Annotated in this window: 21 protein-coding genes; 12 read left to right on the top strand and 9 right to left on the bottom strand. The window is 32.1% G+C overall.

Annotated features, from left to right (window positions below; translation table 11 throughout):
- Positions 1–774: 774 nt before the first annotated feature.
- From H8R24_RS13040 to H8R24_RS13060, 5 genes are read left to right on the top strand one after another with little or no spacing between them, the layout of a single operon-like run.
- Positions 775–1,530, top strand: coding sequence for a hypothetical protein (locus tag H8R24_RS13040; protein ID WP_187019726.1), 756 nt, complete (start codon positions 775–777; stop codon positions 1,528–1,530).
- Between the two features lies 1 nt (position 1,531).
- Positions 1,532–1,927, top strand: a complete 396-nt coding sequence (locus H8R24_RS13045; protein ID WP_187019728.1) for a DUF5675 family protein — start codon at positions 1,532–1,534, stop codon at positions 1,925–1,927.
- A gap of 4 nt (positions 1,928–1,931) precedes the next feature.
- Entirely contained in the window at positions 1,932–2,699 is a 768-nt protein-coding gene (locus H8R24_RS13050; protein ID WP_187019731.1) for a hypothetical protein, read from the top strand.
- A 25-nt stretch (positions 2,700–2,724) separates the two neighbouring features.
- Positions 2,725–2,943, top strand: coding sequence for a hypothetical protein (locus H8R24_RS13055; protein ID WP_187019733.1), 219 nt, complete (start codon positions 2,725–2,727; stop codon positions 2,941–2,943).
- Positions 2,927–3,106 (top strand): hypothetical protein, encoded by a 180-nt coding sequence (locus H8R24_RS13060; protein WP_187019735.1) that lies wholly within the window; start codon positions 2,927–2,929, stop codon positions 3,104–3,106. Before H8R24_RS13055 ends, H8R24_RS13060 begins: the two co-directional genes overlap by 17 nt.
- Positions 3,107–3,180: 74 nt before the next feature.
- Here H8R24_RS13060 and H8R24_RS13065 read toward each other — a convergent pair whose 3' ends face one another.
- The 9 genes from H8R24_RS13065 to H8R24_RS13110 form a co-directional block, all read right to left on the bottom strand.
- Entirely contained in the window at positions 3,181–3,360 is a 180-nt protein-coding gene (locus H8R24_RS13065) for a hypothetical protein (protein WP_187019737.1), read from the bottom strand.
- 116 nt (positions 3,361–3,476) lie between these two features.
- Complete coding sequence (locus tag H8R24_RS13070; protein ID WP_187019739.1) at positions 3,477–3,899, bottom strand: DUF6943 family protein; 423 nt, start codon at positions 3,897–3,899, stop codon at positions 3,477–3,479.
- A 1,458-nt stretch (positions 3,900–5,357) separates the two neighbouring features.
- Positions 5,358–8,357, bottom strand: a complete 3,000-nt coding sequence (locus H8R24_RS13080) for a DEAD/DEAH box helicase (RefSeq protein ID WP_187019741.1) — start codon at positions 8,355–8,357, stop codon at positions 5,358–5,360.
- Between the two features lie 122 nt (positions 8,358–8,479).
- On the bottom strand, positions 8,480–9,868 hold the full coding sequence (locus H8R24_RS13085) for an RNA-binding domain-containing protein (protein ID WP_187019744.1): 1,389 nt from the start codon (positions 9,866–9,868) through the stop codon (positions 8,480–8,482).
- A gap of 71 nt (positions 9,869–9,939) precedes the next feature.
- Complete coding sequence (locus tag H8R24_RS13090; protein WP_187019746.1) at positions 9,940–12,882, bottom strand: TrlF family AAA-like ATPase; 2,943 nt, start codon at positions 12,880–12,882, stop codon at positions 9,940–9,942.
- Positions 12,883–13,001: 119 nt separating this feature from the next.
- Positions 13,002–13,670, bottom strand: a complete 669-nt coding sequence (locus H8R24_RS13095) for a P-loop NTPase family protein (RefSeq protein ID WP_187019749.1) — start codon at positions 13,668–13,670, stop codon at positions 13,002–13,004.
- The gene (locus H8R24_RS13100) at positions 13,600–14,466 is read right to left on the bottom strand and encodes a transcriptional regulator (RefSeq protein ID WP_187019752.1); all 867 of its coding nucleotides are present in this window, start codon (positions 14,464–14,466) and stop codon (positions 13,600–13,602) included. Before H8R24_RS13100 ends, H8R24_RS13095 begins: the two co-directional genes overlap by 71 nt.
- A gap of 8 nt (positions 14,467–14,474) precedes the next feature.
- Positions 14,475–14,768 carry a helix-turn-helix domain-containing protein gene (locus H8R24_RS13105; protein WP_187019755.1) on the bottom strand — a complete coding sequence of 98 codons (294 nt, stop codon included), beginning with the start codon at positions 14,766–14,768 and terminating at the stop codon, positions 14,475–14,477.
- 105 nt (positions 14,769–14,873) lie between these two features.
- Entirely contained in the window at positions 14,874–15,722 is an 849-nt protein-coding gene (locus tag H8R24_RS13110) for an RteC domain-containing protein (protein WP_187019757.1), read from the bottom strand.
- Positions 15,723–16,224: 502 nt separating this feature from the next.
- Between H8R24_RS13110 and H8R24_RS13115 the strand changes: the two genes are divergently transcribed.
- From H8R24_RS13115 to H8R24_RS13145, 7 genes are all read left to right on the top strand, one after another.
- Positions 16,225–17,118, top strand: coding sequence for a YHS domain-containing (seleno)protein (locus H8R24_RS13115; RefSeq protein ID WP_187019759.1), 894 nt, complete (start codon positions 16,225–16,227; stop codon positions 17,116–17,118).
- 30 nt (positions 17,119–17,148) lie between these two features.
- Entirely contained in the window at positions 17,149–18,147 is a 999-nt protein-coding gene (locus H8R24_RS13120) for a VOC family protein (RefSeq protein ID WP_187019761.1), read from the top strand.
- 6 nt (positions 18,148–18,153) lie between these two features.
- Positions 18,154–18,630, top strand: a complete 477-nt coding sequence (locus H8R24_RS13125) for a GlcG/HbpS family heme-binding protein (RefSeq protein ID WP_187019763.1) — start codon at positions 18,154–18,156, stop codon at positions 18,628–18,630.
- A gap of 2 nt (positions 18,631–18,632) precedes the next feature.
- Positions 18,633–20,261 (top strand): SMP-30/gluconolactonase/LRE family protein, encoded by a 1,629-nt coding sequence (locus tag H8R24_RS13130; protein ID WP_187019765.1) that lies wholly within the window; start codon positions 18,633–18,635, stop codon positions 20,259–20,261.
- A gap of 97 nt (positions 20,262–20,358) precedes the next feature.
- Positions 20,359–21,894: a GMC oxidoreductase gene (locus H8R24_RS13135; RefSeq protein ID WP_187019768.1), complete on the top strand. Its 1,536-nt coding sequence runs from the start codon at positions 20,359–20,361 to the stop codon at positions 21,892–21,894.
- Positions 21,895–21,911: 17 nt separating this feature from the next.
- Positions 21,912–23,570 carry a S8 family serine peptidase gene (locus H8R24_RS13140; RefSeq protein ID WP_187019770.1) on the top strand — a complete coding sequence of 553 codons (1,659 nt, stop codon included), beginning with the start codon at positions 21,912–21,914 and terminating at the stop codon, positions 23,568–23,570.
- 34 nt (positions 23,571–23,604) lie between these two features.
- Positions 23,605–24,420, top strand: a complete 816-nt coding sequence (locus H8R24_RS13145) for an SDR family oxidoreductase (RefSeq protein WP_187019772.1) — start codon at positions 23,605–23,607, stop codon at positions 24,418–24,420.
- The last annotated feature ends 8 nt before the right edge of the window (positions 24,421–24,428 follow it).

Here is a 24,428-nt window from a genome sequence, read left to right on the forward strand (position 1 = left end):
TTTTGTGGGCGATGAGGGATTAGAACTTAATCTCTAATACGCTGATATATAATAAAATATACTAGTCTAAAACATAAGGGTCTCGATTTTGCTCCTTTTAACAGATACAAACATCACTAAATCTTATAGTATAAATTTACTGATTAATAAGTAATTAACCAAATGTATATGGGATTAATTCATACTAAAAAATGAACTAGTTATTAAACTAGTTGAGTATGCTTGGGAATTATATTCTCTTTTTTTGGGTTTCTCCTTTTCATCCAAAAATTAGCGGTTCTACTTGTTCAATTTTCAAACCTGCATACTGACAGAATTCCTCAATAGTTACTAACTCATTTTCAAGCTTATTCAGGCTCTTTCTGATAGCTTGTAACATTCTAGTGCTTTGTCTGTAACTCTTGCCTGTTATGCGTTCAATGTCTTTTGGATAGATACATATTCTCTTAATTTGCATTTTCATACATTATCTATGCCTTTGACTAGGCTTTGACTACCTTAAACTTACTATCAAATAATATTTAAGATTATACAAAAGTAGGATTTTTTAAAATATTATTTGCTTCCGCAATTTAATACTGTTTTATGTGCTTTTTAATAGGCATTTATGTCGATTTAAGCCATTTGTGTCGCTTTGCGACATATGGAACTAGCTACTCTTTTTTTATCTGTTTTATTGGCTAAAATTTGTTCTCAAATCAATCGAAAGATGTTGCAACAAGAATGATGATTGAGGGAATTGTTCACTGATTTATAAACAAAATTTTAGAATTTATGGCTAGACAGAAAGGCATAATTAAGTTGAAAGGTACTATTGGAGATATTACTTTTTATAAAACCCAAGACGGACACTTAGCAAGAGAAAAAGGCGGAATTGACGCCAATAGAATTGCAAGTGATCCAGCGTTTCAAAGAACGCGTGAGAATGGTTCTGAATTTGGTCGTGCCGGAAAGGCAGGTAAAGTTTTGCGAACTGCTTTGAGAGCATTGCTTTTGAATTCTGCCGATGGTAGAATGGTAAGCCGTTTAACGCAACAAATGGTAAAAGTTATTCAAGCGGATTTGATTAACCTCAGAGGTTTGCGAAACGTTATTGATGGCGAAGCGGAATTGTTAGCTGGGTTTGAATTCAATATTCGCGGTAAACTTGGAACTAGTTTATTTGCTCCTTTTGTAGGAGCAATTGACAGAGTTACTGGAGAAATTACTGTGGATTTGGCTCCATTTATTCCGAGCAATATGATTGCTGCACCAAGTGGAACTTCACATTACAAAATCATTTCGGCTGGTGCTGAAATTGACTTTGAAGCTGAAACGTTTGTGGTTGCCAATTCGGAAACTGCAATTTTACCTTGGGATGCGGTTGCTACGGTTGCCATTGCTCAAGTTAATGCAGTTACTCCAGCAAGTACCAAACCTCTTTTCTTGGCATTGGGTGTTGAGTTTTACCAACAAGTAAATGGACAAATGTACCCACTTAAAAATGGTGCATACAATCCATTATCGCTAGTGCAAGTAAGCGGATTGTAAGATGGTTTTAGAACTATCGAGAACTTATTTTCCAGATGGAACAAACGGCAAACTCGAATGCGATGGCAAAATGATTTGTTACACTATCGAATTGCCTTGGAAGAATAACGAAACGAAGGTTTCCTGTATTCCAGATGGGAAGTATTTTATTAAAAAGCGATACAGTCGCAAGTTTCAATGGCATTTGGAAGTGATTGATGTAAAAAATAGAAAGTTTATTCTATTTCATCCTGCCAATAATGCTTTGAAAGAACTAAACGGATGTATTGCACCAGTTACAAAAATTAGCGGACCAGGATTAGGTCTGCAATCTCGACTGGCATTTACCAAGTTGAAAAACTTGGTTTACCGTGCTTTGGATAGCACAGAAACAGTTTTATTAATTATTAAATCATAATAATATGAAAAATTTAATCGGAGCAGTTGCTCCAACAAATCGTGTTTTAGTAAGCTTCAAATTTTTGATGCTTATTGTATTGGTAGCTATTGGATTTACAAGTTGTAAAGACCAATCTAAATCGGAAGTTTCACAAGAAACTGAATTAATTGCAAAAGCAGATTTGCAAGGTGCACAAAGTAATTTTGATATTGGTGGAAATTGCGGTCAAGAAAGACGAAATTTTGACATCGGCGGTATTGGTGGAGGGCAAACTCCTCCTAGACGCATTTGTGAAATGTACTCTACTAAAGAAATCGGTGGAGGTAAAAACTCTAATGGCTGTTTAGAAAAACCTTCTGATACTGTAGGAAGAGGTAATCAAGGCACAACTGGCGAGTATGCTGTTTCCGATATTGGAGGTAGAAATACTAATTCAACCGGAAATTACACTTCAAACGATATTGGTGGTAGAGGAACAAATACAGGAACTGGAGAATATTCTATTTCCGATATTGGTGGTGGTACAGGTGGAAAAGGTACTTCAAGCGATACAGGTCAAATAGAATCTCCCGATGATTTTGATGATTTAGATACTGGCGGTAGTAAAGGTACAAACACAAATACTGGAGAATATTCTTTTGCTAATACTGGAGGAAAGAACTCTACTGGTGGTTTAGAAAAACCATCTGACATTGGAGGAAGAGGTGGTGTTGAACCACCAGGTGTTATTGATCTAAACACTGAACTACCGACAAATAAAAGATTTGGTTGTATTCGCAGTTCATTTTAATTGTTGAATAGAAAAAAAACAAATTATGAATGTTATCAAAAGAGCGAAAGCTCCCACTCCGAAATTTTTTAAAGTGCTTCGAAATATTGGTTTGGTAATCGCTACAGTTGGCGGAACGATTTTAGCTGCTCCAGTTGCTTTGCCAGTTGTGGTTACTACAATTGGCGGTTATTTAGCTGTAGCTGGTGGCGTTGTTTCGGCAGTTAGCCAATTAACAACTGAAAAGGATGCAAGCGCAAAGTAACTCAACTTTAGTTGGTACAGCTGGCGGTACATTTTTGAGCATTGTACCGAATATCTTATCCGAAGATGTTGTAAAAACGGTTATTTTAGCAGCCGTTGGAGCCATTGTAAGTTTTGCGATATCGCTACTACTCAAATGGCTAACAAAGAAGCACAGAAAATAGTTTAACTCTAGTTGTGGTGACCTTTGGGTTAAACTTGAAAATGCCCTTTCCTATTGGATTGGGCATTTTTTTTATTAAATCTCCTCAAATAAATTGAGTGTTACTTCTAAAACCACAACTTCGGAATTATGATTGTATAATTCTTGCCATTTTGCGCTGTCAATGGCTTTGGCTCTAGTGTCGAAAATGCCAAAACATACTCTTGGTGCTTTGGACTTCCAATTGTCGGTTTGGTACAAAATAAATAGTTTCATATATGTGAATTTTAATTTTTAGTGGTCATATATGTTATCGCCTTAATTTATTGGTGTTTGTTTGCAACAAACAAGTTTTTTGTGGCGATTTCATAATAGCGGATTAAGATTAGTTATTATTTTCTGCAATACCTGTATAAAATGCTTCTGCGTAAGTCATTTATGAGGTTTATATTTTCGTGAAATTGCTTTTCTTTTTGTTCTAAAAGTTTTAGTGTCGCAACATTTTTTTGATGCTCTTCGTGTTCTTGCATCATTAAACTAGCTTTTGGATTAAATTCGTTTTTGAAGTCTGGAAGGCGTAAAAATGGAATTACTGAACCGCAAAGGAACTGATGCCAAAACTTGGTCTGCCATAAGCTGTAAGCGACAAAATAAATACTTTCGCAATCTGTTTCGTTTTGAAAAATAACTACAAAGCTGTTAGTAAATGGCGTGTTTTGTGGCTTTCCGCTGTTCATCCCTTTGTTAAGTATGAATAAATGAGGCTTGGCGTATAAGGTGTCTTTTCGGTGCGTTTTGATGATAAAATTCGGCATACTTTCGGTTTTTTAAGATGATGTGCCTCGTTACCACAAACCACACATAAAATTTTTAAAAGAAAAAAAAGAAAAAAAGAAAGTCGTCCTTCAAGTGGAGGTTTCAAGAAAAACAAGTTTTTTAGAAAAAATACTACCCGATAAGTCATCGGAAATGTAGGCGTGAAATTGGAAGTGAATGTTGTTGCGAAACGGTATGGGTGGAGATTTTTTCTAAAACCCGTAGGGCTTGAACTTTTTTTTCTTGAAACCGGAACTTACCTTTACTTTCTTTTATTTATTATTTTTTTATTTTTCTCTTATCCCATTAGGTCTCTGTAAAAAGAGATCTAAAAAAGTTGATGAGAAAGATGAGGTTCTTCAGAAAGGGTATCAAATTTTAAAGCAGAAAAAAGTAATGTATAATCTATTCCGCTTATTTTTCTGCTTTAAAATTTCATACTCTTTCTTACGGTTGATTTTGTGGGTGTGAAAAATTGCTTTATCGGGATTGTGAATTTTAGAAGTGGCGTTGTAAAGCAATTTATTACACTTACAAAAACAATGAAAAGATAATACCGAGTGTGATGCGGCAGAAGCGCAGGCAAGTGTGTGGTTTTTATTTGCTAACTGGAGTGTTTCTGATTGTTTTTATGATGGCTTGATGCCAAGATTTTTGTTAATTTTGAAATGTTCAGTTTGTAGAAAAAGTTGTTTGGAATTGTTATGGCATCTTGGCCATCGTGAAAACAATTTATTCAAATTTTCTGGCAAATAAAAAATGACACTCTTGCTGGCATTTTTGGTTTTGTGGGTGCCAAAAATGGCATCATCAAAAGTTGTAGATTATAGAAAATATTCATTGCTATTTATGGCACTTACAAAAGCAATGCAAACACTACCGATTTAGCCACACAGTTGCTAAAAACAGTTACCGTAAAAGTTCTTTAAAGCAAGTACAGCCGTAAAGTTTCCGATGGAATAGCGAACGTTTTTAAAGGCAGTGGCGAAGGACGGTGTTTTTTGTAGCTGGGTGATGCGATGGGAGCTGCAAAAAATGTTGTCCTGGAGCCACTGGCAAGCGCGTTGGGTGTGGCGGCTGTTTTACATAAATGATATTATAGCTTCATTGCAAAAACCAAAAAAACAATATAAAAACTTTGTAATGAACTATAATACTCAATTATGTAACACAGCTTGGGAAAAAAATTACTGGCACGAGTTGCGAAGCGTACGTGTTTTTGACTCAAAAACCGTGACAGTAATTTTTTTTGGAGCGTTGGCAAAGGAGTGGCAACTGAAATGTAAAACGTTCTTTTTAAAACGAACAAAAAAGAATGTTCTCGTTATTGAAAATGTAATTAGCGAAATGAAGCAAACAAAGATGTTAGGGTAGGAATACTTGGACTAAACGAGGATTTTGTGCAGCTGAATGAGATAATGGGTTGTGAAAATACCTTAAACATTTGGAGTTGGTAATCAAGTAAGTCTTTCCTCAATCAAATCTTTCCAAATTACAAAACCTTTTCTGTCGGCGGAATAATCGTGGAGTATTCTACTGAAATTATTGGGAGGATTTTCTGTAAAAGCTTGTCTTCCGTTATTTTTAATGGTATTTAGGTAGCTGTCTATTTGTTTTAATTTATCGGGAAGCGATTGTTTGTCGTTGTCAAAATGCCAAATATAGGTTGCTTCTTCCGTATTTAACGTTTCTAAAACGATATGAAATCCCGTTTTTCCTGCTAAAAGGAAAACAAATGAAAATGGATTCAATACAAATCGAATTTTAAGAATAGTTCTCTCGTGATGATTGGCTAAATATTGTAAATGAGCTTGATGTTTGTAATTTTGATTTTGCAAAAAATCATTCAATAATTCATCTCCCGAATCATATAATTTGACATTGTTTTCATTTTGTAATTGATTTACATCAAGTAAATTTTCTTGACCAACCGGATTTTGTTTTCCTAAGAAAGTCTTGGTTATAAAAGTAAACTTTACGCTTTCAATCAGATCTCTAGTTATCTTTTTTAAATCATTGGATAATGCTAATTGTGAAATTAGCTGTCGGTTTACGAATTCAGCGTGAATAGTAACTGTTATGTTTTTTATTTTAAGTGTTTTAGAGAAATAAGCTTTCAAAACTTCAAATTCTGGTCTTATTTCAAAGTTTTCAATATCAAATTCAAGTTCGGTTTTCATTTCTGAAACTTCATATTTAAAAGCGATACTCCCGTAACGAAATACTAGTTTTTCAAATGGAATCTTTACTTTTTTATCAATACTAAAATTGTTTTTAGGAACAATAATTTCTTCTTCGGGTTCATCAAACAACGTCGCTTGTTTGTCAATTTTCCTGTAATAGACGTTTCTTTTCAGAAACAATTTATTCAAATAATCTATCTTGATATCACGATAATCATAAATTGTGGGTGTTATTTCTGAACGTTGTACTCTGCCTATATATTGAATCAATTTCCCTTCAAAAGAAAACGGATAAACCAGAAAAAGACAATTGGCATTTTGCAAATCTGTTCCCTCTCCAAAGAATTGTCCTGTGGTTATAACTACTTGATAATTCCCTTCTTTTAGCAATTTCCATTTAGAGTTTTTACTGCTGTCAGAATCTTCTCCACTCAAGGTAATCACTTCGTAGGATTGCTTTAAATATTGATGTAGCGAGTCAATATGTTCTTTACGTTCGGTAATAATAATTACTTTTTTGTTCGATTTCAATTCATTAATAACATCTTGAAGAATTACTTTGTTCCGAGTGGAATCGTGAACTAATATTTTTGATAACGTTTCAAATTTGTCCGTTTTTGAATTAAAAGGAACATCTAGTTCTGTGTTTCTAATAATGATTTTTGGTTTTTTAACGATGCTTATTTCGTTAGATTTTATTTCGGAAATCACTTCGCCTAAATGTATAAAAATCAGTTTGCTATCATTGTATTTTCGAAATGGTGTTGCCGTCAATCCATACAAATAAAAGGATTGCAGTTTTGAAATTGTATTTCTGAATGTTTCCGCAGGAATATGATGGCATTCGTCCAAAATAATTGTGCCAAAAGCATTCAAAAGTTTTTCGCCATCGGGTTTCTCCAATTCTTTTGACAAACTTTGAATCATTGCAACTGTTATTTGCTTGCCAATTTTGGTTTTTCCTTGCCCAATTTTTCCAATCTCATTTTTTGGAATTCCAAGAAAAGTTTCAATTCTTTCCATCCATTGGTCGGCAATTTGTTTTCGATGAGTGATGATTAATGCTGGTTGCTTTTTCTCTGCAGTAATTTTTAGTCCAACGATAGTTTTTCCAGAACCTGGAGGTGCAACAATTACTCCTAAATCTTTCTTGGTAATTGTATCAATCACTATTTTCTGGTGTTTTAGGAGTAGCGCATTGAATAAGAAAGAAACCTCCTTTAATTTTTTCCTTTCATCTTTGAAATCATATTCTATATTATTTTCTCTACAAAATCGAATTATTTTTCCAATAAAACCTCTGGGAATAATGACTTCGTTTTCATTTTCTTCAACCAATTTGAAATATCGTTCTGTTCCAAAAGTGTTTTTTCCAATCTTCTTTTTTATTAAAAATTCTGAATTAAGAAAATTCAATTCTTCTTTTAGAAAATTAATTAGCGAATTTGGAATAGCATTGCGATTAATCTTTATGTCATTTGCCAATCTTATCGTTAACTTTTCATTGTATAATTTTGGTATAATCGAGGCAGGAATATTTTGTAGTGTATTATGAATTTGGTATAATTCATCCAATTTTATTGTCGAAATTCTTTGAATATTCTTTATAAAATACCATTGATTTGGAATAGGTTCTAGGCTTTCAACATCAATAAAACAACTGTTTCCTTGTTCAAAAGTTTTCTTATATAGCGGAAGTGCTATCAAATTTCCAAATCCCTTTCCAGAAAGAAAATCTTGATTGGGAAACATTCTATCAAAACTGGAACTCTTGTCAAACAGAGAGAATACGCCTGTTTCTTCTAAAATCGTAATGAAAATCTTTCTGCTTTTTATAGCTGGAAAGGGTTGTTCAAAAAATATCCAAACGTGTCCGCCTTTACCCGAACGAGAACGTTCCAAATAGGCAGGAATTCCTTTTTCAGTACAAGCATTTATATACTTTTTGCAGTCCTCAAGCCAATCTACTTTGTCAAAATCGGCAACAATAAACCACGAAGTATTGTCTTTGAGCAAAGGATAAACGCCAATATGTTGTTCGCCATTAAGGTGTTTTTCAATTTCCTTTTCAGTGAAAGGCAAATATTCTTTATCAGCATAATTTTGAAAAGTTCCACCATTCATTTTATGAGCCCGATACCGATAGGGGTCATAAAAATAGGCTGGCATATAGCCACTTTTGTTCCCTTTTTCCCAACGAACCGCAAACACATCTTCTCTTCCTTCAAAAACAGATTTGAATAGTTGTATGTTATTTATTGGGTTTGATGGCATAATTTAGATTATTCAAATAGTCTATCTTTAAATAAATAGCAAGTGAGTTAGAATACTAGATTTTTTGAATATTTTAGATGTGAATGAGATAATGGTTTGTAAAAATTGATTTATTCACACACTTATTCACCCACTTTTGGATTAATATAGTGTAATATCCAAACTCCACCTTTTGTACCTTCTCGTTCTAATAGCCCTTCTTTTTTAAGAACTTCTAAATTATTATCTATTGCAGTGCCACTAAAATCAGTCAGTTGCTGTAAAGTTGATTTTTTTACTTCTTGATTTTTGTGAATAGCTTTTAAAATTATAATTTGTTTTTCGGATAAATTATTCACCCACTTATTCACCCACATTTCGAAGTCAAAAGGTCTTCTAAATGTAACTGTAAACATTCCATCAATATTAAATTCAGGCGGTGTTAGTCCTTCTTCTTTCATTACATCACGCATTCTTGCAATACCTGAACCTATTTGTTCTACTAATCTCATTCTTTCAAATAAACCAAAGATTAATGGATTTCTACTTGCACTTCTTTTACCAAATTCATTTCTTGGAACTGCACTAACTAAACCACCAGGATTTGATATTTCTACACGATCATCAAATACTTCAATGGTTGTTCGTGCTCCTTTATCATAATAATCACGATGCGCTAGTGAATTAATAATAGCTTCTTTGAATGCAATTATTGGAATTTCCCAATACTCATTTCTTGGATTGGCTCCTTCGCCTTCAATATCATATCTTACATTTAGTTTTGATTTTAGCCAAATCATACTTTTTTGATATTGCTGATATAATGTTCCGGTCATAACTTTGTCATCAACAATATATCTTTTGTCTATGCCATCAAAGACTAAACAACGAATAACTGCTTTTTCAAAGAAAACTTCTGGTTCTTTTCCAAAGAATAAAACAGTACCGTTTTTTAGATATCCATCATTTGAAATTAATTTTAAGTTGGTAAATAATTGTTCGTCAGATGTTGCATTGACTAATTCAGCTTCAAAACGGAACGTTTTAATACTTTCTTTTGAAATGTCATTTTCTATATTTGCTTCTACACAGGAAACTTCGTCGAAGAAAATTCTATCTGTTTGCTGAAAGAAGTTTCTCATTTCTTCAACAGTAGTTAGTTTTTGAGAATTTGGTCCTTGGCGCACATATATTGCACCTGATAAAACATAAGGTTTATTTTGTCCAGAAGGCACTTCGATAACTGCAACATTTTTACCATCAACCTCAACGATGTAAAATTCACATTGCAATGGAGGCGAAATCTCTCCTATAGAATTTTGTATTGCTGAACGTTTGGAATTATCAATATTTACACCTTGAATAACATTCTTATCATCAACACCAATTAATAAAACACCGCCAGAAGCATTCGCAAAAGCACATACTTCTTCTGTAATCCCTTTTAGATTAGTTGGTAGACTTACTTTGAATTCGGCATTAAAACCTTCTCCAGAGCTTACTATTGATTTTATTTCGGTTGGGTTGAGCATTGTATATTGATGTAGATATTTAGCAAAATTAATATTACCTAGCTTAAAAATTGATTCTGTAAATAGAAAAACTAAAAACCATATTTTTCCTCACGTTTTTTAAATGCTTCTTTACCACCTTCAACAATATCTGCTATATGTTCTCTTACACCCATACTTTTTAATAAATCAGTTTGAGTTTTATTCAATGTTAGTGTGTTTTCAATTGAACCATTTATATAATCAAATTGAAATGGACTAGATGTTATTTTATCATTTTGCCCTTTCTGATTTGCAATAATTACGTTTTCTGCATCGGAATTTACTACAACATTTGGATTATGAGTAACTAATATAATCTGTCTATCTAGTTTTTTATTTCTTAAATATTCTACTAAATCTTTGGTTATTGAACGATTATCTAAATTATCCTCTGGTTGGTCTATTAATATTGGTGCTTTAGATTTACTCAAACCAACAATCAACATTAAAATAACAAAACTAGCTTTTCCAGTTGACATTTTAGTTAATGTATCATTGTCATAAATCACTTCCCAATAATCAAAAAAGTAGTCGTCTAACAATATTTTAACCGCACTTTTAATATCCGATTTTGTATTAAATGAATAATCTTTTGTTTCTACCATTGAATTGAATATAGCCTTTAATTCATTAATAGAACTTTCTAAATCAAAATTTGAAGTTGCATTTTTATTTTCATCAAAAATGGAAAAAGGGTTATAAGATGCTTTTCTACCATCGCTAATTTCAAGGATTTTGTTTTTGAGTTTTGGATAGTTAAATTTAGGAGTTCCGTCGATTTTTAAATTATCACTTTCCAATAATTTAGTTCTTTCTTCAAGCTCTGAAATAACTTTTTTATACTCTTCAAAATTTTCAGTATATATTTTAAAAATTTTTACTTTTTCAGATTCCAATGCTACTTCATTACTTTTAATGTCAACTTTATATTGATTTATAACACTTAATTTTTGCTTGTCTTCAATAATTAATTTTTCAATATTCTCAATTTGTTTTTTAATTTCCTCGCTATTAACAAATGGTTTTAGTAAATCTTTCAATATTACATTCCGCTTACTTCTTGAGGAAAATTGGTCTTTAAAAATATTTTCATTTACAAATCTTCTTTCACTATCTAGTTTTACCAACTCTATCGAGCTTTCAATTGATGATAAAGCTTGATTTATTATGTTTAATTCAGTGTTATAGTGTGCCTTTATAGTTTCATTCTCTAAAGAATTTAAAATTAAATTTTTCTTTTGTATTAATTCTGTAAGAGTATTTTTGGTGTCTGTATGAAATGAAGTGACTTTTGAATAATCTGATTTGACTTTTCCAATTTCAATTTCAATTTTTTCTAATTCTTCATTGTAAACATTATATTGCTTAATTTGTTCTTCAGTTAATCCGATTCCTTCTTTGAGTTTGTTTATTTTTTCATTGTTTCCCTTAATATTTAATTCTAAAACTTCTTCATTGCCTTTTAAAATCAAATCTTTTTTTAATGATTCTATTTTATCTTGTATTTCGAAATAATTGTTTATAATGGATTCTCTGTTAATATCATTCGACTTAACTCGATTTATAAACTCTTGGTATTTAATTTTATAATCTTCATCTTCAAGCAATAATCCTCTAACTAATTTTAAAAGTTCGTTCCCTTTTTTATTCTCGGGTTCAGCCAATTTTGATAAATAGTTTTGTGGAATATATTTTATTTCGGATAAAATACTTGGTAAATCATCTGTTCTTTTGATAGATTGAGAAATTCCAGAAATAATTTTAACTTCAAAATCAAAATCATTACCAAAGTCATACTTATAATTAAATGGATGACTTTCGTTTTTTAAAATTTTTCTATCAGCCAATAAAGTTTTAGCAATGTTGTAAAGTAATATTGATTTTCCAGAAGATTTTCCGCCAATAATTACGTTTAAATTTCTATTAAAGTGTATTTCATCAGATGTGAATGTGTTATCATTAGAAATGAATTTTACACTATCAATTACTAATTTTTCTTCTTTAATGTCTGGTTCTAAATCTTGTATTTTTACCCTTTGCTCAGGTTCGTAAATAATTTGTTTTAATCCTTGAAAATTCAAATTTGATTTTATCCAAGTAAATCTTTTGAACAAATTCTCTTCTTTATGTGCATCACTTCCAACTAAACAAGGTTTTAAAGAACCTCTCTCTAAAATGACTTGTTCTTGTTCATTACTTTTTTCAAGTTCAGTTACACCAATATTATCACTTAATCGCTTTCCTAAAAAATATTTAACATCTTTAGGATTGGTTGAAAATATTGCATTTGAAATATTATAAATAGTTCTTCTAACTCCATCTAATGAACTTTGTTCTCCTTCAAATAAATCATAGTGTTTTTGCAATCCAGAATTTCCATCATTACTAGAATTACTAACTACAATGATTGTGTTATTTTTTAAATTTGAATTTTTATCAATTAATTCTTTTACACTTTTCGGATCAATTACAAAATTATTTATTCCTTCTTTAAATAATAAATTATCGTCTGTTATATCGGGTTTTAATGATTTGCCATAACTAATAAAACCTGCACGATTCATTTTATATCTATCTTGATTCCCAATCTCATTAAAAAAATCATTATCCAACTCTGTAACATAGTCTGGATTAAATATGCAATGAATGTTTATTAATTTTTCTACACCAGTTGAAGGCATCATTCGTAATTCAACATTAGGAAAAATGAAAATATTTTTGATAAAATCAATTTCTGAATCACTAAATAATTTCTCTCCTAAATCATTTACTTTAGTTTCAATCAAACTAACGTATAGTCTTGCTTTTAGATAGTTATCAATTGTAAAATAGTCAGTTATTCCAATTGCACTAATATTATAAACAACAGCTTTCTTAAAAAATAATTCAAAAAAACTTTCTGTCGAATTTGAACTAAATTGGTCGTTTTTATTTGTTCCTTTTGTGTGAACGTGTAAATCCCATTTTCGCCATTCTGAACCTCTATTTGCCATAATTTGTAATGTAAATATCATTACTTTTTTTGAACTAAAAGCAACTTTAATAATCTACCAAAATATAAAACTTTCGTCAATTATTTCTTTTGATACAATTTGACTTATTAACTTACTTATCAAACTCTTTTATCATTAATATTTCTTTCAAACCCTATTAAATTAATCATTTCCCTTAATCTAGAACGCACCCGATTCCCATAAACATTCTCAATCTCACTTGCTGATAGATTTGTTGTTACATGAGTTTGAATCTTTTTAGTTGTGAAAATATCATACCTGCTTAATAAAACCTCTGCCATTACATTGCATTCGTTTCCGTAATATTTGAGGTTGTTTTCCGTGCCTAAATCATCGAAGCATATTGTTTTGGGTTCGAATTCATATAGTTTTCCTTTGCTGTATTTGTGAATGATTTGGTAACCATCTTGGATAAATTCAAAGCTGATGTCTCGACATGGTTTCACTAAAAATTTATGTTCGGTTGGAGTTAGGTATTTCATTAAATTCATTAATGAGGTTTTGCCACAACCAACAGGACCAGAAAGTAAAATTCCCTTATGGAGGTTAATGTCATATTGAAAACAAGTTGCTTCATCTTTTAGAAAATAAGCAATGAGTTTGTAAATTATGAGATAATCGGTTTCAAGGATTTTGAAATGATTCCCGTATAATTCAACACCTTTTTTTTCTAACCAAATAATTATTTCAGTATAGCTATAATGGCTCTGAATAGTCTTTATCTGTTCCAGTACTGAGGTGTTTTGCTCTGTTGGATTGTTGCTCATTTGAAATGAATTTAGGTGCGTTTAATATCCAATTTTGTGCTGCTGCTTGCCAATCGACCATTGGTGTTTTGCCTCCGACTAACCAACCATTGCTTGAGAAGTAATTGAAAAACTTTATGGCTTCAATTTCCGGAAAGTTTTGTTCGATGAAATAAGCTTTGACGTTTTCGATTGTTGGCTTCACGACTGCGCTCGAAGTGACAAGAAACTCTTTCTTTTTTTCGCGCAACTTTTTTTCTTTCTCGTCTTTCTCGTTTTTTATAAACTCATCTTCAATTTGAAAATTTTTTGCTTGCTCGTCCAAGTTTACAATCTTTAAATCGTTTGAAATGTTTGGTATGTTTGTATTGTTTATATAGGATACTAGAGCTTGTTCATTACTTGTCTCATTACTTGTACCACTACCAGTATAAAGCTTGTTCACTACTTGTTCATTAACCAGTTCAAAAACAGGTTCATTATTTGGTATAGTTGTTTTTTCACTTTTTGGAATTGGTTTTAAATCGTCTGAAAAATTGAATAGGTAAACATGGCTTCCTTTGAATGGATTGTAAGATGGCTCATAGTTTATATATCCTAATGAATGTAAATTTTTAAGGCATTTGTGATAGGTTGCTTTAGAACTTATTTTACTTATTCGCATTACCTCATCACGAGAAATACTGATTGGATTTTTGAACCGATTGCAGTTCCAGAATTGGAACAATGCGACATACAAACTTACATGTGTTGGATTGAGTGTTTTGTCGATAGCTACTTTTTCGAAAAACCCTGTTAGATGTTTTATGTAATTCATCTTTTGAGTTATTTGCGATTGAATAAATTGGGCGTAGCTTCGACTTTGTTTGTTTCCAGCACTTTGTCTAAATCGGAACTGGCATAATAAAGAATACCGCCGATTTTGGTGTATGTAATAGTTCCGTTTACACGAAGGTTTTGTAAAGTTCCAGGAGAAATATTCAACAGCTTTCTGACTTCATTAGATTTGAGCCACTGTTTTGTTTGTTGGGGTTTTGAATTAAACATTGTGTTTAAGTCGGAAAGCAGGAGTGTGCGGAATTCGTTTAAATCTTCACGAGTGATAACTTCGATTGCCATAATGTGCCGTTTTAAATTGTTATGGCACAAAATTGTGTATTTTGAATTGTTTTGTTTGCCAAGTTGGTATCAACTTGGCAATGATTTTTGTGAAAACAACCTAAATTATTTATTTTCTTCTTGGTCGATTTTCTTTTGAAGTATTGTTTTAAGACTGTCTAGGAATAGTGTTGTTTCTGTTTTTCTACCTCTGATGGAATACCAGCTTCTATACACATCGCCTAAATCGATATTGAATACCGTTTCAAGATAATTTGCTATATCTTTTATATCAGCAGTACCATTATTAAAACTACCTTGATAATAAAGTGCATAAAGTATTTCAATTAATGCCGATTTATTATCTGTCCAAGTGAGTTTTACTTTTGGAATATTTTGGTTCTTTGCTGTCATTATTTCTTTTCTATCTAATGAGGCGAGTTGCTCTTTGAGATAAATTTCTAATAGATCATTTGCAAGTATTTTTGAAACTTTAAAATCGTGACTTGTACTAAAATCATGGTCTGACATATAAAAAAATGTATCCAAAGATAGTCTGATATCAAACTTCCCTCTTAAAAAATATTTGTCATCTAAATAAATTGCACCAGTTCTGTAATATTGGTAAAAGTCTAAATTGTTATCAAAGAAGCGATGTAAATTGTCTAATTCGTTCAATAAATATTTTCTTTGAGTTCTATCCGTTCCTTTTGGCCTTTTTGTTTCAATATTGAGGACTTTTGTTTGGTAAATCAATTTTGAGAAAAGTAAAGGCTTTACTTCTTTAAAGAATTTAATTTCCTCATGTTCACTTTTAAAATTTGTTTTGATTACTAAAACTTTAAGTTGTTCTAAAGATTTTAGAAGTATATTGATTGCAAACTCTGAAAATTTGATTGTGTCTTCATACTCGAATACTAGTGCTTGAAGATTTTCCTCTGTTTTTGATAGGATTTTTGATATGACATTGTTCATTAAAATAAGTTAAAATTGAAGTTGTATAAAAAATTTCCGTTTAATTAATAATTAAAATTGTTTTTTGCTTGTACATTAAGAATAAGTAAAATTAACAACCGTTTTTTTAATAATTTGTCACCTATTTTACATTTCCAATTGAAAAAAGAAAATATTTTTTTTATTACACTTGCTTTTATTAATCAAATAATTTTTAAATTAATGAAGGTTCTTTTCATCTTACATAAGATAAATTATGAACTCAAAACCAAGAAAATATATAGTGATGAAATAATAAGCGTCAAGAGGTCTGTAAAGTAAAAAATATAAAATAGCAACATAATTTTAAAAAGGTATTTGGGTATAAAACATATCTAAGTGCCTTTTTTTGTTAGTGAAAAATTCATAATTTATTAATAACCAGAATCTTATGTTAAGAAATAGTAAAAATAATTGCGATATGTAAAGTACTTTACATTTTGAATTTAAAACCACCAATACATTTGTCAAAAATTTAAACAACATGAAAACAAAATCAATTTTAGCAGTACTAATGCTATTTACAGGATTAGTATCATTTGCCCAAACGGCAGAAAAACAGTTTAACAACCTTAATGACAAAGGAGTAATTATTGATGGCTACGATACTGTAGCTTTTTTTACAGATAGTAAACCAGTCAAAGGAGATGAAAAATTTAATTATTCGTACAATGGCGCAAAGTACTTTTTTGCTTCGCAAGAACATTTAGATTTATTCAAGTCAAATCCGACAAAATATGCTCCGCAGTTTGGCGGTTGGTGTGCTTATGCAGTATCACTTGGAAGAGTTGCACCGGTTAATGTTGAATTTTGGTCTATTGTGGATGACCGATTGCTTTTGCAACACAACAAAAGAGCCAATGATGGTTGGAATAAAGATGTAAAAGGAAATTTAACATTAGCAGATCAATACTGGCCTGCTGTTTCTTCAAAAAATGGAGAACAAATTGTAACAGATGAGGAAAAAGCTTTTTACAACAATAACGATAAAAAAGGAGTTTCAATTGGCGGTTATGACCCAGTTGCTTATTTCACAATGAACAAACCTATTAAAGGTAACAAAGACTTTTTTGCCCGATTTGAAGGTGCAACCTATTGGTTTTCGTCACAAACCAATACTGATATGTTTAAAAACAATCCTAAAATGTTTGCTCCAAAGTACGGTGGTTTTTGTGGTTATGCCATGAGTGATGGGGGCAGAAGAAGACCTGTAAATCCAAAATTATTTTCGATTGTTGACGGGCAGTTAATTCTTCAACATTCAAAAGGGGCCGTAGATTTATGGAATAAAGATATTGCTGGTCAAAAAATAAAAGCGGATGGTTTTTGGCCAAATGTGGTTACTAAATTTCATGGTCAAAAAACGGAGTTTGATTAATAACACAAAGCTAATTTTAAATTAATCCTAATGACTAAATATATTTATAGTTTTATTGTCACAATTACAATTTCGTTATTTTCTTTTTCTCAAGTTACCGATGTAAAAAGTGTGGCTTTTACCGTAGCCGATTTAACCAAAGAAGTGCAATTTTTTCAAACCGTTTTACAATTTAAAAAAGTTAATGAGTTTGCTTTAGATGCCAAAACATCGTTAGCTCTTTTTGGAGTAAAAACCAAGCAAACCAAAATTGCCGTTTTGCAACTCGGAGACGAAACCATTCAGTTAATGCAATTTGAAGGAGTTCAAAACAAACCTTTTCCTACTGATAGTAAAAGCAATGATTTATGGTTTCAACACATTGCTATTGTTGTGAGTGATATGGATAAAGCGTACCAAATTATTAAAGACAATGATTTGCAATTTGTTTCTTCATCGCCACAAACCTTACCCAATTATTTGCCAAATGCTGCAGGAATTTCAGCCTTTTATTTTCAAGATCCAGAAGGTCATGTATTAGAATTAATTCATTTTCCAAAAGACAAAGGAAATCCAAAATGGCAAAAAACTACCGAAAAATTATTTTTAGGAATCGACCATTCTGCCATAGGAATTGATAAAACAACAAAATCGTTACCTTTTTATACTCAAATCTTAGGATTACAAGTTGGTGGAAATTCTGAAAATTACGGTACCGAACAAGAACATTTAAACCAGGTTTTTGGTGCACATTTATTAATTACTGGTTTACACGCTAATACAGGTTTTGGCGTAGAATTTTTAGATTATCTAGCACCTCAGGGCGGAAAATTATATCCACAAGAAAGTGCTCCAACCGATTTATGGCATTGGAATTATATAATGAAAGCGAATAATCTCGAAAAAATATATACCGATTTAAAAGCCAAAGAGTACAAATTAATTTCAAATGGAATCGTCAATCTAAAAATATCCGAAACAGAAATATCAGGAAAAGCATTACTGGTTAGAGATCCTGATGGTCACGCAATATTAATTTATCAAAACTAAAAAAAAATGAAAAAATCAATTTTATTATCAATTGCAATAGTAACATTCTTTGCAACAAACAGTATTCAAGCGCAAGTAAAAGCAACCTATCAATTAACCATTGAATCTTCTAAAAAAGTAATGACAAGTGCTTTAGAATATGCCAAAACAGTAAAAGCACCAGGTGGTTCTATTGCTATTGTTGATGCTGGTGGGAATTTATTATTATTTCAAAGAATTGACGGAACCTTTCCAGCATCGGCAGGAGTTGCCATAGAAAAAGCAAGAACAGCGGCACTTTTTAAATTTCCTTCTGAAAAATTTGAAGATGCCGTAAATGGTGGAAGAGTTGCTTTGGTTACTAATGGATATAATTATCTAAAAGGAGGATTACCAATTGTATATAAAGGCGAAGTTATTGGAGCGATTGGACTGAGTGGTTCGGCAAGTGCTGATCAAGATGTGGAAATTGCTAAAGCTGGTGCTGAAACTAAAATCGACTAATAATGAAAACTAAAATTTTACTGACAGTATTTTTCCTTTCTTTTAGCAAATTGGTACTAGCTCAAGATATTAGAGAACTCTCGTTTGGAAAACCATTTTCAATTGTAAATCTAAAATCATCAGAAGGTACAAAAGCAGTTAACGGACAATGGAAGTTTTCAAACGCAACCATTGTAGAACAATCTTTTAACGAACCTGGAAGTAGTAAAACCGATAATTTAAAACTATATCCAACAGGAAAATCAATAACTACTCACAATATTGCTCCAAAAGCAGGCGCAAAAGATTTTGAAGACAAATCATGGGAAAACCTAACTCCAGAAAGTTTAGAAGACAGAAAAGGAACTGGGTTGTTGTCTTATGTTTGGTACAGAATCAATGTGACAATACCAGAAACTTTAGCAGGAAATTCGGTTGAAGGTTCGACTGTTTATTTTGAAATTGTAATGGATGATTATGCAGAAGTATTTGTTAACGGGAAACTAAATAAAACTTTTGGTGATGTAAACGGGCAAACTATTTCTGGTTATAATTCAAGAAATCGAATTGTACTGACCAATAACGCTAAAGCAGGCGATAAATATCAAATTGCTATTTTAGGAATTAACGGACCGATGGCTGATTTACCCGATAATTATATCTGGATTCGTTCGGCAACACTCGATTTTTACAAACAAAAACCGGTTAATCCTGATTGGGATTCTATTGGAAAAATAGAAAAAGAAGATGCTGCTATAGATAATATTCTTTCGACTGATGCAAAAATTACCAAACTTGCCGATGGATTTTCTTTTACCGAAGGACCGGTTTGGCACAATGATGGTTTTCTACTTTTTAGTGATCCCAATCAAAATGTAATTTATAAATACGATCCAATAACATCAAATGTATCGGTCTATATCACTAAATCCGGTTATACCGGAATGGATATTGGAGAAAGAAAACAACCAGGTTCTAATGGTTTAGCTTTCGATAAAGAAGGACGTTTACTAGTTTGCCAACACGGCAATAGAAGAATTATTCGCCACGAAAAGAAAGGACCAATTACCGTTTTGTCAGACAATTGGGAAGGTAAAAAATTAAATTCCCCCAATGATATTGTGCTTCGTTCTGATGGTACTGTATATTTCACTGATCCGCCTTATGGTTTACCCAATTTTTACAATGATAAAACTAAGGAAACCCCACATCAAGGTGTTTATGCCATTATAGATGGTAAAACAATTCTTGTTGCAAAAGATTTGGGAGGACCGAATGGAATTGCTTTTTCTTCAGATGAAAAATATTTGTATGTAAGCAATTGGGACATTCGTGATATTCATAAAACCAAAGTAATTTGGAAATATGAAGTTCAAAAAGACGGCACTTTAAAAAACGGTGCAGAATTTTTTAATATGAATAGTACTCCAGACGAAGAAGCTTTAGATGGATTAAAAGTTGACCATCAAGGAAATATTTTTTCTTCTGCTCCTGGTGGTGTTTGGATTATTTCTCCACAAGGAAAACTACTCGGAAAAATAACTGCTCCAGAGCGTCCTGCTAACATGGCTTGGGGTGGAAAAGACGGTAAAACACTATATCTCACGGCACATTCAAGTTTGTATAAAATAGAAACACTTACAGGAAAATAAACCCGATTTTATTTTTTGTAAAAACTTTAGCTTGAATGTAAAGTACTTGACAAAACATAAAATAGATGACCCTTAAATTTGTTAAAAAATAAATACCATGTACGATATTATTATTATAGGAACGGGTTCTGGTGGAGGAACAATCGCTCAAAAATTAGCCCCATCGGGAAAAAAAATTCTAATCATAGAAAGAGGCGATTTTATACCTCGTGAAAAAGAAAATTGGGACATTGAAGCGGTTTCAAAAGGACGTTATCGCACCACAGAAAAATGGTATGATGCAGCTGGAAATGCTTTTGAACCTTATACACATTATGTTGTAGGTGGTAACAGTAAAATGTATGGTGCAGCAAGTTTTAGATTAAGAGATGAAGATTTTTCTGAAGTAAAACATTATGCCGGAATTTCGCCAAAATGGCCTTTAACTTCAATCGATTATTTGCCTTATTATAAAGAAGCTGAAGCATTGTTTTCAGTTCACGGGCAAAAAGGATTAGACCCATTTGAGCCGAAAAATCAAAGCGATTTTCCTTTTGAACCTATTTCTGTAGAACCTTTTACGAAAGAGTTATACATCAATATGCATAAAATTGGAGTTAGGGCTTTTCCAATACCAATGGCAGTAAAGCTTGCGCAAGATGAAAGCACTCCTGATGCTCCTCATATTTTAGGAAACTTTGATGGTTATCCTGATCCTTCAGAGGCTAAGGTTGATGCGCATACTTCTGGTATTAGAAGTGCTTTAAAGTACAGTAATGTTACACTTTTAACCAATGCAAAAGCGACCAAATTAAATACCGATGAATCGGGTAAAAAAGTAGTTTCTGTTGAAGTTGAAATTAATGGCGAAATGAGTACGATTGCTACAAATTTAGTAGTCCTAGCTGCTGGGGCAATAAATTCTGCGGCATTATTATTAAAATCGGCAAATGAAAAACATCCCAATGGATTAGCCAATAGCAGTGATCAAGTGGGTCGAAATTACATGACGCATATTAACGGCTGTCAAATCGCTTTCACGCCTAATAAATTAAATGTTAGTGCTTTTCAAAAATATTTTTGTATTGGCGATTATTATTATGCTAGTGCAGAAAATGAATTACCATTAGGGGAAATTCAACTCATGGGGAAAAATGATAATGATACGTATTTAGGTATCGGAGGAGAATTTTTTCCTGGAAAAGATGCTCATTATATTGCGCAACATGCTATCGATTTTTGGTTGACATCCGAAGATTTACCAGATCCTAATAATCGAGTAAAGTTGACCGAAAACGGTGACATACAATTGTTCTACAATCGCGAAAAAAATAATGTGGAAGCGTTTGAAAACTTAAAAATAAAATTACATCAAATTTTTGAAAAATTAGCAGCTGTTGACCCCGATTTAAAAGAAGTCCATTGGGGTGGTTATGATTTAGGAATTAGCGGTGTTAGTCATCAGTGTGGTACGTTGCGATTCGGAAATGACTCAAGCACTTCTGTTTTAGATTTGAATTGCAAAGCACATGATTTGGATAACCTATTTGTTGCAGATGCGAGTTTTTTTCCAGCATCGGGAGCTTACAATCCATCTTTAACTATAGCTGCAAATGCTTTGAGAGTTGGAGATTTTATAAACACAAATTTTTAATATTATGAAAACTATGTATGGAACTAAATGCTATTGAAGTTGAAATTGATAAATGTCCATTGTGTGGAAGTTGTTCATTACCTTTAAACAAACATTTTCATTCAAAAGCAGAAGCCGATCTTTTATTTGCTATTCAAAAGGTATTACCTGGATGGACACAAGAAGACGGAATTTGCTCACGTTGTACCGACGAATGTAGATTTGAAGTTGAAGCAATGCACAAATCAATGGATAAGCTAAAAATGAAGCATTTATTTAATTTTGATTTGGACTTTTTAGTGTTACCAATACCTGTAAGAGTAGATGCTGATACACAATACACTGGAAAAGGAGTTACTATTTGTTTTATTGATAGTGGGTTTTATCCCCATCCCGATTTGGTATCCAATAAAAATAGAATTAAAAAAATTATAGATATAACCAATCCCGAAAACACTCTTGATAATTATTTTTCTAAACCTCATAATCAAAGTTGGCACGGAACAATGACAAGTGTAGTTTGTGCTGGTGATGGTTTTTTATCGGGCGGATTGTATAAAGGCATAGCTCCTGATGCCGAATTAGTTTTATTGAAAGTACAAGATAATGAAGGTAAAATAACAGGAGAAAATATTGTAAAGGCTTTAGAATGGGTTAATAAAAACCATAAAAAATATGGAATCCGAATTGTAAACCTTTCTATTAGCGATGATTTTGCAGAGTCATTCAAAACCAATTTAGTAAGTCAAAAAGCCGAGGAGTTAATTCGTAAGAACATTTTACTTATAGCTGCTGTCGGGAATGATGAACATGCCGAAATTTTACCTCCTGCAAGTTCTCCAAATATTATCGCTGTTGGCGGAGTTGACGATCATAACAAGTTAGATGATTTTCTCGAACCATATCATTCTAGCTACGGACTGACGATCGATCACATCATAAAACCCGAGTTGGTTACTAATGCTATTTGGATTCCAACTCCTATTTTGCCTGATTCATTTGAAATGAAAAACGCAACTATTTTATTCGAATTACTTCATGAAAAAGAAAATTTCCATCAACTCTTAAGTGATAATTATAAAAAATTAGGTTGGTCAAATTACATTCAGGTTATGTCAGAAAGTGAAGCAAAAAATGAAATAAAAAAAGCAATTTGGGATAAAAAATATTTAACAAAACATTATCAGCATTCTGATGGAACTTCATTTGCAGCACCAATAGTTTGTTCCGTAGCGGCACAGTTGTTAGAAATTAATCCTGAATTAACCGTAGCACAATTACGAGCTATTCTTTTCAATACAGCAAAAAAGCTACCAGCTTTTCCACAAGAAAAACAAGGATTCGGTGCTATCAATCCAAAAAAAGCTATTTATGAAGTACTAGAAAAGGAACCGATAGATATTCCTCTAGAAATTCCCAATATTGATTTAAAAGAAGAAAAAATTGTCTTTTTCACTTTCATTCCAAATGCAAAAACAGTTTCATTGGCTGGCGATTTCAATAACTGGAAAGCCGATGAAGTAATTCTACAACCTTTCAAAGATGACGTTTGGAAAGTAGAATTACCCTTATTACCAAAAGGTGAATATGTATATAAATTTTGTATTGACAATCAATGGTGGAAAGAAGATAGTTCAAATCCGTATAAAGTAGAAGATAATTATGGAGGTTGGAATAGTGTTTTTAAAATTAATTAAAAAATCAAATTATAAAATTGAATAGATATACATCATGAAAAAAAATCAAATTTATTTAGATGGACAAACCGCACTAGTAACCGGTGCAAGTTCAGGGATAGGAAAAGCAACTGCCATCGAGCTAGGACAAGCGAGAGCAAATGTTGCTGTAAATTACGCTGGCAATTCTGTTGGTGCAGAAGAAGCTGCTGATATTATTATTAAAAATGGAGGAAAAGCCATCACAGTAAAAGGCGATGTTAGTAAACAAGATCAAGTTAAAAGCATGTTTGCAACTACTATTAAAGAATTCGGAACGCTGGATATTTTAGTAAATAATGCTGGATTACAAAAAGATGCTCCTTTTTTAGAAATGACTTTAGAAGATTGGAATTTTGTTCTAGATGTTAACCTAACAGGACAGTTTTTATGCGCACAAGAAGCCGTAAGAGAATTTAAAAGGCGTGGACCAAGACCTGAAATATCGGCTTCTTTGGGTAAAATTATTTGTATGAGTTCGGTGCATGAAATTATTCCTTGGGCTGGACATATCAATTACGCTGCTTCTAAAGGAGGTGTAATGCTTTTTATGAAATCATTGGCACAAGAACTTGGACCATCAAAAATAAGAGTAAACAGTATTGCACCCGGAGCGATTAAAACACCAATTAATACTTCAGCTTGGCATACTCCTGAAGCTGAAGAAAAATTACTAAAATTAATTCCGTACAAAAGAGTTGGTTTAACTTCTGACGTTGGAAATGTAGCCGTGTTTTTAGCTTCTGATTTATCTGATTATATTCATGGAGAAACCATTTTTGTGGATGGTGGAATGAGCTTGTATCCTGGTTTTGAAGACGGAAACGGTTAAAATTGAAA

This window comes from Flavobacterium muglaense, assembly GCF_014305155.1.
Classification (GTDB): domain Bacteria; phylum Bacteroidota; class Bacteroidia; order Flavobacteriales; family Flavobacteriaceae; genus Flavobacterium; species Flavobacterium muglaense.